Origin of the sequence: Xanthomonas codiaei, assembly GCF_002939785.1 — a bacterium.
Lineage (GTDB): Bacteria > Pseudomonadota > Gammaproteobacteria > Xanthomonadales > Xanthomonadaceae > Xanthomonas > Xanthomonas codiaei.
This window is the reverse complement of sequence record NZ_MDEC01000012.1, coordinates 125,755-134,676: the sequence shown is the minus strand read 5'-3', so window position 1 is coordinate 134,676 and position 8,922 is coordinate 125,755. Positions and strand designations below refer to the sequence as shown.

At 66.1% G+C, this 8,922-nt stretch carries 6 protein-coding genes and 1 pseudogene; 5 read left to right on the top strand and 2 right to left on the bottom strand.

Annotated elements, in window-relative coordinates; translation table 11 throughout:
* Positions 1-86 precede the first annotated feature (86 nt).
* Positions 87-485, bottom strand: a pseudogene (locus tag XcodCFBP4690_RS10830) (DDE-type integrase/transposase/recombinase); the annotation flags it as partial.
* A 366-nt stretch (positions 486-851) separates the two neighbouring features.
* On the opposite strand from XcodCFBP4690_RS10830, the gene XcodCFBP4690_RS10825 reads away from it, so the two are divergent.
* From XcodCFBP4690_RS10825 to XcodCFBP4690_RS10810, 4 genes are all read left to right on the top strand, one after another.
* Entirely contained in the window at positions 852-2,132 is a 1,281-nt protein-coding gene (locus XcodCFBP4690_RS10825) for a bifunctional alpha/beta hydrolase/OsmC family protein (protein ID WP_244183622.1), read from the top strand.
* A gap of 369 nt (positions 2,133-2,501) precedes the next feature.
* Positions 2,502-3,002, top strand: a complete 501-nt coding sequence (locus XcodCFBP4690_RS10820; RefSeq protein ID WP_167394567.1) for a TspO/MBR family protein — start codon at positions 2,502-2,504, stop codon at positions 3,000-3,002.
* Between the two features lie 561 nt (positions 3,003-3,563).
* Positions 3,564-6,071 (top strand): bifunctional aspartate kinase/homoserine dehydrogenase I, encoded by a 2,508-nt coding sequence (thrA, locus tag XcodCFBP4690_RS10815; protein WP_104540942.1) that lies wholly within the window; start codon positions 3,564-3,566, stop codon positions 6,069-6,071.
* 26 nt (positions 6,072-6,097) lie between these two features.
* Complete coding sequence (locus tag XcodCFBP4690_RS10810) at positions 6,098-7,063, top strand: homoserine kinase (RefSeq protein WP_104540941.1); 966 nt, start codon at positions 6,098-6,100, stop codon at positions 7,061-7,063.
* Positions 7,064-7,125: 62 nt separating this feature from the next.
* Here the strand turns inward: XcodCFBP4690_RS10810 and XcodCFBP4690_RS10805 are convergent, their stop codons facing one another.
* The gene (locus XcodCFBP4690_RS10805; RefSeq protein ID WP_104540940.1) at positions 7,126-7,440 is read right to left on the bottom strand and encodes an EthD family reductase; all 315 of its coding nucleotides are present in this window, start codon (positions 7,438-7,440) and stop codon (positions 7,126-7,128) included.
* Between the two features lie 158 nt (positions 7,441-7,598).
* Here XcodCFBP4690_RS10805 and thrC point away from each other — a divergent pair, with 158 nt between their 5' ends.
* Positions 7,599-8,903: a threonine synthase gene (thrC, locus tag XcodCFBP4690_RS10800; protein ID WP_104540953.1), complete on the top strand. Its 1,305-nt coding sequence runs from the start codon at positions 7,599-7,601 to the stop codon at positions 8,901-8,903.
* Positions 8,904-8,922: the final 19 nt, after the last annotated feature.

Sequence of the window (8,922 nt, the reverse complement as noted above, 5' to 3'; positions counted from 1 at the left end):
CCCTAGCCGGACTCCACTTCGTCGTCTTCTCCATCCTCATGCTTGGAAATGCCGCGTCTCTATTTCAAAGTTCATAACACGCTCTAGGCGTTCTGGTTCGGCTTGCCGGGCTGGATGAGCCGATGCTGCACACCACGACCATGCGCCCAGGCCACCATTGCCTGGCCGCAAAACTCCTTGCCGTTGTCGGTGCGGATCACCTTCGGCAGGCCGCGACTGTGCGCCAGTCGCTCCAGCACCCGCACCACGCCGTGGCCGGAGATCGCACGTTCCACCTCGATGGCGAGCGCTTCGTGTGTCGCATCGTCGACGATCACCAGGCACTTGATCGCCCAGCCCTCGGCGGTGCGGTCGAACACGAAGTCCATCGATCACACCTGGTTGGCCTGCTCTGGTCGCAGCAGCGGCTGACGCTCGCCGATTGGCACCTTCTTGCGTTTGCGGCGCTGCACTTGCAGCTCCTGCTCGCGGTACATCCGCTCCATGGGTGGCTGGTCTGATTCGGCGGGAACTCGATGCGTCATCACCGATTAGACCAGTCGATCAGGTAAATAAAATTGAGTTGGATGCAGAAAGATCATGCCATCGGCATCGATATCGATGGAGTTATAAAGGCGACATAAGTTCGCTTTATGGCATGTGCTTCGTTTCATTGAGCGAATTGCCAGTCCAATCGAACCGATGTGCTCAGGTGGTGGGCGAATACGTGTCTTCGATTCCAATCTGAGCGCAACTGAAATTCTTCGCCGACAGCTCCTTGAGATACCACGGTCCTGCGATATTTTCCGTAAGACATAACGCAATTCGTATGCACATATCATCGTCTAATCCGATGTCTTTGAAGGATGGCAATGTCAGGTCAACGCTTTGATTTTGTAGGCGCGCGCGGTACTCCATTGTCTGGCCGCATCGAACATCCGCAGGCTGCGCCGCGGGGATGGGCGATATTCGCCCATTGTTTTACGTGCGGGAAAGATAGCCTTGCGGCAACGCGGATTTCCAAGGCGCTGGTACTGAGCGGTATCGGTGTCCTCCGGTTCGATTTTGCCGGCATCGGGGGGAGCGGCGGGGAGTTCTCTGCGTCCACCTTCATCGCGGATGTCGACGATCTGATCGCCGCCGGGCATGCCATGGCGGAGGCAGGCAATGCGCCGACACTGCTTATCGGCCACAGCCTGGGCGGGGCCGCTGCCTTGAGTGCTGCTGCGGACATGCCTTCGGTACGTGCGCTGGCGACCGTGGGTGCGCCTTCGCAGGTAAAACATGTGCTGCGACAGATCGATCCGGCCTCGCTGGAACGTATCGAACGCTGTGGTGAGGCAGAGCTGCTACTCGCCGGCCGCCCGTTCAAGATTGGCAAGTCCTTCATCGACGATGCGCGGCAGCAGAATCTGCAGGAGCGCATTGGCCGGATGCGCAAGCCGCTGCTGGTGATGCATGCGCCTGGCGATACGGTGGTAGATATCGGCAACGCAACCGAGATATTTCTTGCGGCCCGCCATCCCAAGAGCTTCGTGTCTCTCGATGATGCCGATCATCTGCTCACCCGGCGCGCTGACGCCGAATACGCGGCTTCCGTGATCGCTGCGTGGGCTGCACGCTATTTGCCGCCGCTGACCGCAGACAGGCAGGATATAGTCGAGGGTGCGGGCGTATTGGCCGAAGAGACCGGCGGCGGGGCGTTCCAGCTGGCAATGTCCAGCGGTAAGCATCGTTTTCTGGCCGACGAGCCAGAGTCGCTTGGCGGAATGGCCAGCGGCCTGTCGCCCTATGACCTCGTCTCGGCGGGCTTGGCCGCCTGCACGGTGATGACCATGCGGATGTACGCTCGGCACAAGGGTTTTCCGCTGGTGCGGGCGAGTGCGCGTGTCACCCACAGCCGGCACGCCGATCAGACGCCGGCTGACCTGTTTACGAGGGCGATCACCCTGGAAGGTCCGCTGGACGACGAACAACGAAGCAAGTTGCTGGCGATCGCCGATCGATGCCCGGTGGATCTGACGCTTACCCGAGGGGCGGAGGTGTCCACCCATCTTGAGCGGAACGGCGGATACGCGCCGCGGGTTGATCACGGCGTCGATGCCTCGGCGAGCGTGGTAGACCATGCCGTCGATGCACAGGCCGAAGGGTAGGGCAACGCGCAGTAGCGGGCGCATGCGGTAGATACCGAGGGTTGATCAACGGGGGGCGCCAGGCCTCCGCGCAGGGTGTGAGCACTCCGCCCATCGCCACGATCACTTCGCGCCCAGGCAGGGTGCCGGCGCTGCGGCGTCCACAGGAGCTGGCGGGCGTGTGCTCGCCAGCCAACCGTCGAATGACTCCGGTGCTGCACCTGTCGAGAGAGGCCGGGGAGCAACGGAGTCGATCGCGCAGTCGGTACAGGTATGTGCCCTGGTACCTGGCACGCGCACCGTCCACGGGTTGGGCCGACGATCGGCCTGCGCGCCGTCTGCACGAGCGTCCTGGCAACGTGGCCGCCATCGAAAGCGATCGGATGCACCATGCACCACACGATTTCCAAAAAAGCACGATGGGTTGGCCTGCTAGGCTGGTTGGCGCTGTGCTATGCCGTTGCCGGCCTGGGCGCCATGGCCTCCATCCAGGCCGCCAGTTTCTACGCCGAGCTGGTTCGCCCGGCGTGGGCACCACCGGGGTGGCTGTTCGGGCCGGTGTGGACGGTGTTGTACGGGATGATGGCGGTGTCGGTGTGGCTGGTATGGCGACGCGGAGAATGGACTGGCGTGCGCGCGGCGCTGATTCTGTTCGTCGCCCAACTGGCGCTCAACGGGCTGTGGAGCTGGTTGTTCTTTGCTTGGCATCTGGGGGCGTGGGCGTTCGCGGACATCGTGGCGCTGTGGCTGGTGCTGGCGGCCACGATCGCGGCGTTCGCGAAACGGCATGCGTTGGCAGCGTGGTTGTTAGTGCCTTACCTGGCATGGGTGAGCTTCGCGGCCGCGCTCAACTTTTCGGTCTGGCAACTCAATCCTCAGGTGCTCGGCTGATCTGGCGTAACTCAATAGATGGCTTGATCCCTCTCCAAGCGCGCAGTTCACGACGACGATCGGTCGCCCCAGCCGAAGTAACCGCTGCGGTTGGGGTTGCATGGCGCTTGCGAGCAAAACCGTCAATCGAGTCCAGCCGCAGCACGGGCCAGTGTGCGAAACCTGCGCACGACAGCAGCCGACGCTCGCCATAAAAGTTTCCATGGCAATCAATTACTTGCGAGCGCGGCGCCTAAATCCCTGAGCGGCAAGGTTTTCTATTGCCGGTGTTGCGCGCGTGCGCCCGCCCATTCACGCAACGCTTGACAGGCCTCGGCTCGCTGATGTCTTTTGCAGGCATGGGTAACGCCTGCGCCACCGTTTCGCTTCTCTGCCAGCCGCTGTTGTGGGCAGGGACGGGCGTGGCCGGTATTACCACCACCATTACCACCGTCACCATTCGCCCGGTGCGGTCCGTCGTCTTCGCGTAACTTCCGAAAACAACGGCCCCGCACCCGGATCAGGATGCGGGGGCTTCCCTCTCACCTGATGCGGACGGGGCCTCCATAACGAGGTCTGTCGATGTCATCGCCTGCTGTTTCGCTCGACCCTGCCGCCGTCGCGGCGCCCTCCCTGCGCACCGTGGTGCACAAATTCGGCGGCACCTCGGTGGCCGATGCCGAACGCTATCGGCATGTGGCGCAGCTGCTGCTCGCACGCGACGAGACGTTGCAGGTCACCGTGGTCTCGGCAATGAAGGGGGTGACCGACGCGCTGATCGCGCTGGCCGAACTTGCGGCGCAGGATCGCCCCGAATGGCGCGAGCGCTGGCACGAAACCCGTGCGCGCCATCGCGGTGCGGCGGTGGCGTTGCTCGGTGAGCACTCGGGTCCGACGGTGGAATGGCTGGACGAACGTTTCGAACATCTGTCGCAGATCCTCGGTGCATTGGCGGTGATCGGCGAATTGCCGCGCGAGGTGCTCGACCGCGTGCAGGGCCTGGGCGAGGTGTATTCGGCGCAGTTGCTGGGCGATCACTTCCGCGCCATCGGCGAAGACTGCGCGGTGCTGGACGCACGCGATGTGCTGGTGGTCAACCGCGGCGAGCTGGGCGTGGATGTGGACTGGGAGGTGAGCGCGCAGCGGCTGGCCAGCTGGCGCCAGGCGCATCCACAGACGCGCGTGGTAGTGACCGGTTTTGTGGCGCGCGACCGCGCCGATCGCATCACTACGCTGGGGCGCAACGGCAGCGATTATTCTGGTGCGATCTTCGCGGCGCTGTTCAATGCCGACGAGCTGCATATCTGGACCGATGTGGATGGCGTGCTGTCGGCCGACCCGCGGGTGGTGCCCGAGGCGGTACAGCTGGAAACGCTGAGCTACGACGAAGCCTGCGAGCTGGCGTACTTCGGCGCCAAGGTGGTGCACCCGCAGACGATGTCGCCGGCGATCGAGCGCGGGTTGCCGATCATCATCCGCAACACCTTCCAGCCCGAGCATCCGGGCACGCGCATCACCGCCAGCAGCGCGGTGAGCGGGCCGATCAAGGGCCTGACCCTGAGCCCGGATCTGGCCGTGCTCAATCTGGAAGGCACCGGCCTGATCGGCGTGCCGGGCACGGCCGAGCGCGTGTTCGCGGCGCTGCGTACGGCGCAGGTGTCGGTGGTGATGATCTCGCAGGGGTCCTCGGAGCATTCGATCTGTTGCGTGGTCAAGCAGCATGAGTCCGAGCGTGCTCGCAACGCCTTGCTGCAGGCCTTCGCGCATGAGCTCACCGTGGGCCAAGTGCAGCGCGTGCAGTTGACCACCGGCATCAGCGTGCTGGCGGCGGTGGGCGATGGCATGGCCGGCCAGCCCGGTGTGGCGGCGCGTTTGTTCGAAGCGCTGGGGCGCGCGCAGGTCAATATCCTGGCCATTGCGCAGGGCTCGTCCGAGCGCAACATCTCGGTGGCGATCGATGCGGCGCATGCGACCAAGGCCTTGCGCGCGGCGCACGCCGGCTTCTGGCTGTCGCCGCAGACCTTCTCGGTGGGCGTGATCGGCCCGGGCAACGTGGGCGCTGCGCTGCTGGACCAGTTGCGCATTGCGCAACCGCAGTTGCTGGGCAAGGCCAATCTGGACCTGCGCCTGCGCGCGGTGGTCTCGCGCGGTCGCATGCTGCTGGATGAGCGCGGCCTGGTCGGCGACTGGCGCGATGCGTTCGCCGCCGCCGCCACGCCGACCGATCTGGAACGGTTCACCACCCATCTGCTGTCGGCGCATCTGCCGCATACGGTGATCATCGATTGCAGCGGCAGTGCCGAAGTGGCCGACCGCTATGCCGGCTGGCTGGCCGCCGGCATCCATGTGGTGACGCCGAACAAACAGGCCGGTTCCGGCCCGCTGGAGCGCTTCGAGGCGATTCGTGCCGCTGCCGATGCCAGCGGCGCGCGCTTCCGCTATGAAGCCACGGTGGGTGCAGGCCTGCCGGTGATCACCACGCTGCGCGATCTGGTCGATACCGGCGATGCGGTGACCTCGATCGAAGGCATCTTCTCCGGCACGTTGGCGTGGCTGTTCAACAAATACGATGGTAGCGTGCCGTTCGCCGAGTTGGTGACGCAGGCGCGCGGCATGGGCTATACCGAGCCGGACCCTCGCGACGATCTGTCCGGTGTGGACGTGGCGCGCAAGCTGGTGATTTTGGCCCGCGAGGCGGGCAGGGCGATCAGCCTGGAAGACGTACAGGTGGAAAGCTTGGTGCCGGAAGCCCTGCGCCAGGCCAGCGTGGACGACTTCATGGCGCGGCTGCCCGAGGTGGATGCGGTGTTCGCGCAGCGCCTGAGCGATGCGCGTGCACGCGGCAACGTGCTGCGCTACGTGGCGCAGCTGCCGCCGGACCGCGCGCCCAGCGTGGGCCTGGTGGAACTGCCGGCCGATCACGCCTTCGCCAACCTGCGGTTGACCGACAACGTGGTGCAGTTCACCACGCGGCGCTACTGCGAGAACCCGCTGGTGGTGCAGGGCCCGGGTGCCGGGCCCGAAGTGACTGCCGCCGGCGTGTTCGCCGATCTGTTGCGGGTAGCGGCGGGCGAGGGGGCGCGGTTGTGAGTCAATACGCTGTCAGCCAGCCACCGTTGTTCCAAACCGGCGAGGCGGGGCGCTTGGGTCCCTCGGGAGTGCTGCAGCAAACGCGCGCCTTCGCGCCGGCCTCGGTGGCCAACGTGGCCGTGGGCTTCGATCTGCTCGGCTATCCGGTCGAAGGCGTCGGCGACACCGTCACCGTACGTCGCATCGACGAACCGCTGGTACGCATCGCCGCCATCCGCGGCACCACCGTTGCGCTGCCGCTGGATGCCGAGCGCAATACCGCGGGTGCGGCATTGATGTCGTTGCGCGCGGCAGGGCAGTTGCCTTACGGCTTCGAGGTGGAGATCGACAAGGGCATTGCGCTGAGCTCGGGCATGGGCGGGTCGGCTGCCTCGTGCGTGGCTGCGCTGGTGGCCGCCAACGCGCTGCTGGAAACCCCGCTCAGCAGCGCGCAGCTCTACCAGTACGCGCTCGATGGCGAAGCGGTGGCCAGCGGTAGCCGGCATGGCGACAACCTGGGCCCGCTGTTTCTAGGCGGCCTGGTGCTATGCACGCTGGAGCGGCTGGTGCCGATCGCGGTGCCGGCCGCGTGGCACAGCCTGCTGGTGCACCCGGAGGCGGTGCTGGAAACCCGGCGCGCGCGCGAGGCATTGGCAGGCACGTATCAACTACGCGAGTTCGTTGCACAGAGCACCAACCTTGCGCTGGTGCTGGCCGGTTGCCACGCCGGCGATGCCGAGTTGGTGCGTGCGGGCCTGCGTGATGTGCTGGTCGAACCACGGCGTGCGCCGCTGATCGGTGGCTTTGCCGATGCCAAGCAGGCCGCGCTCGATCATGGCGCCCTGGGCGCAAGCATTTCCGGTGCCGGCCCCAGCGTGTTCGCATGGTTTGAAACGCGCGATGCGGCGCAGGCAGCGGCGCCGGCGGTGCAGGCCGGGTTTGCCGCCGCAGGATTCGACAGCCAGTGTTGGGTGTCGCCCATCGCAAGCCCGGCAGCGCGGTTGATCGGATGACGCGGCATCCACATCCAGCGCGTGCGCCGCGTGCCGCAAACCGACGGCACACCGCGCACGCTTTACTCCACCACCACCTCGCTGATCTGCATGACCGGCGTCAGATCGGTGTAATTGGCCACGTCGGCGAGAATCTCCTGCGCATGCGGTTCGAAACCCGCATTGAATGCCTCCACCGAGTCGCAAAAGATGTGGCACATCCCGATGAAAGGCGGGCTGCTACCGGCCTCGCTGCCGCTGAGACCCCTGTCCACGGTATAGCGCAGGCAGGCCGCACCCATGCGGGCGCTCACCAGCGGCATGTGCCGGTCGCGGTAATAGGTGTGGTCGAAACGGGCGCCTTCGCGGTAGGGATACATCACGCTGACCTTGATCATCTGCCGGCTCCACGGAACGGTGCGCGCAGCATAGCGCTGCCCCGTTCGGCGCGAGTGACCGCAGCGACACGTGTGTCTACGGCCATCGCGCCTCGCACCCAAATACCGATTGCCTTGCTGGGCCATGCCCGGTCCTCTTCTTGTCTGGAGCGTTGCTGATGTTCATTTCCACCCGTGGCGGCGCGCCCGCCGCAAGCCTGAGCCAGGCCATCGCCGCCGGACTGGCGCCCGATGGCGGGTTGTACGTGCCGCAGACGCTGCCACCGGCGCGCACCCTGGCCGCTGGCGCCGACCTGGCCGCCACCGCCACCTTGTTATTGCAGCCGTTTTTTGCCGGCGATGCGTTGGCCGCCGAGTTGCCGGCCATCTGCGCGGAAGCCTTCGATTTTCCGGCACCGCTGGTGCCGCTGGCCACGCCCGGCGACTACGCGCTGGAGCTGTTTCATGGCCCCACCGCCGCGTTCAAGGATTTCGGGGCGCGTTTTCTCGCGGCCTGCCTGACCCGCCTGCGGCGCACTGAGGACCGCCCGCTCACCATCCTGGTCGCCACCTCCGGCGACACCGGCGCGGCGGTGGCGGCGGCCTTCCATCGCCAGCCCGGCCTGCGCGTGGTGGTGCTGTATCCGGATGGGCGCGTCTCGCCACGGCAGGCGCATCAGTTGGGCTGCTTCGGCGACAACATCCAGGCCCTGCGCGTGGCCGGTTCGTTCGACGACTGCCAGGCAATGGTCAAGCAGGCCCTGAACGATGCGTCGTTGCAGGCGCAGGTGCCGCTGAGTTCGGCCAACAGCATCAGCCTGGGCCGCTTGCTGCCGCAAATGAGCTACTACGCGCACGCGGCCCTGCAGCATCACGCCGCATCCGGCAGCGCGCTGAACCTGGTGGTGCCCACCGGCAATCTGGGCAATGGGCTGGCGGCGATCCTGGCGCGTGCGCTGGGCGTGCCACTGGGCAGCATCGCGCTGGCCTCCAACGCCAACCACGTGCTGCCGGACTACTTTGCCGGCGACGACTACACACCGCAGCCCAGCGTGGCGACGCTCGCCAATGCGATGGACGTCGGCGCGCCGAGCAACTTCGAACGTCTGCGTTGGTTGTACCAGGGCGACGACGCGGCGCTGCGCGAGGCCTTCCGTGCCTTGTCGGTGGACGATGCGGCGATCAGCCACACCATCGGGCAGCGCCATGCGCGCTATGGCGAGGTGCATTGCCCGCACACTGCCACCGCGGTGCATGTGCTGGAACAGCTGCGCGCAGAAGGGCCGGAAGGCGTGACCGGCGACTGGGCGGTGGCCGCCACCGCGCACCCGGCCAAGTTCGAAGGGGTAGTGGAGCCGCTGATCGGCGCGCCGGTGGCCGTTCCGCCCGCATTGGCGGCGCTGCTGCAGCGCCCTTCGCACGCCGAGGCCCTGGCGCCGGAGTACGCCGCGCTGCGGCAGCGACTGCTTGCCGACGCCGCCTGACCGAACGCGTTCAGCCGCC

Excerpts from the sequence above, each read along its gene's own strand:
- XcodCFBP4690_RS10825 (WP_244183622.1), top strand. The coding sequence starts at position 852 with ATGTCAGGTCAACGCTTTGATTTTGTAGGCGCGCGCGGTACTCCATTG.
- XcodCFBP4690_RS10820 (WP_167394567.1), top strand. The coding sequence starts at position 2,502 with ATGCACCACACGATTTCCAAAAAAGCACGATGGGTTGGCCTGCTAGGC.
- thrA (WP_104540942.1), top strand. The coding sequence starts at position 3,564 with ATGTCATCGCCTGCTGTTTCGCTCGACCCTGCCGCCGTCGCGGCGCCC.
- XcodCFBP4690_RS10805 (WP_104540940.1), bottom strand. The coding sequence starts at position 7,440 with ATGATCAAGGTCAGCGTGATGTATCCCTACCGCGAAGGCGCCCGTTTC.
- thrC (WP_104540953.1), top strand. The coding sequence starts at position 7,599 with ATGTTCATTTCCACCCGTGGCGGCGCGCCCGCCGCAAGCCTGAGCCAG.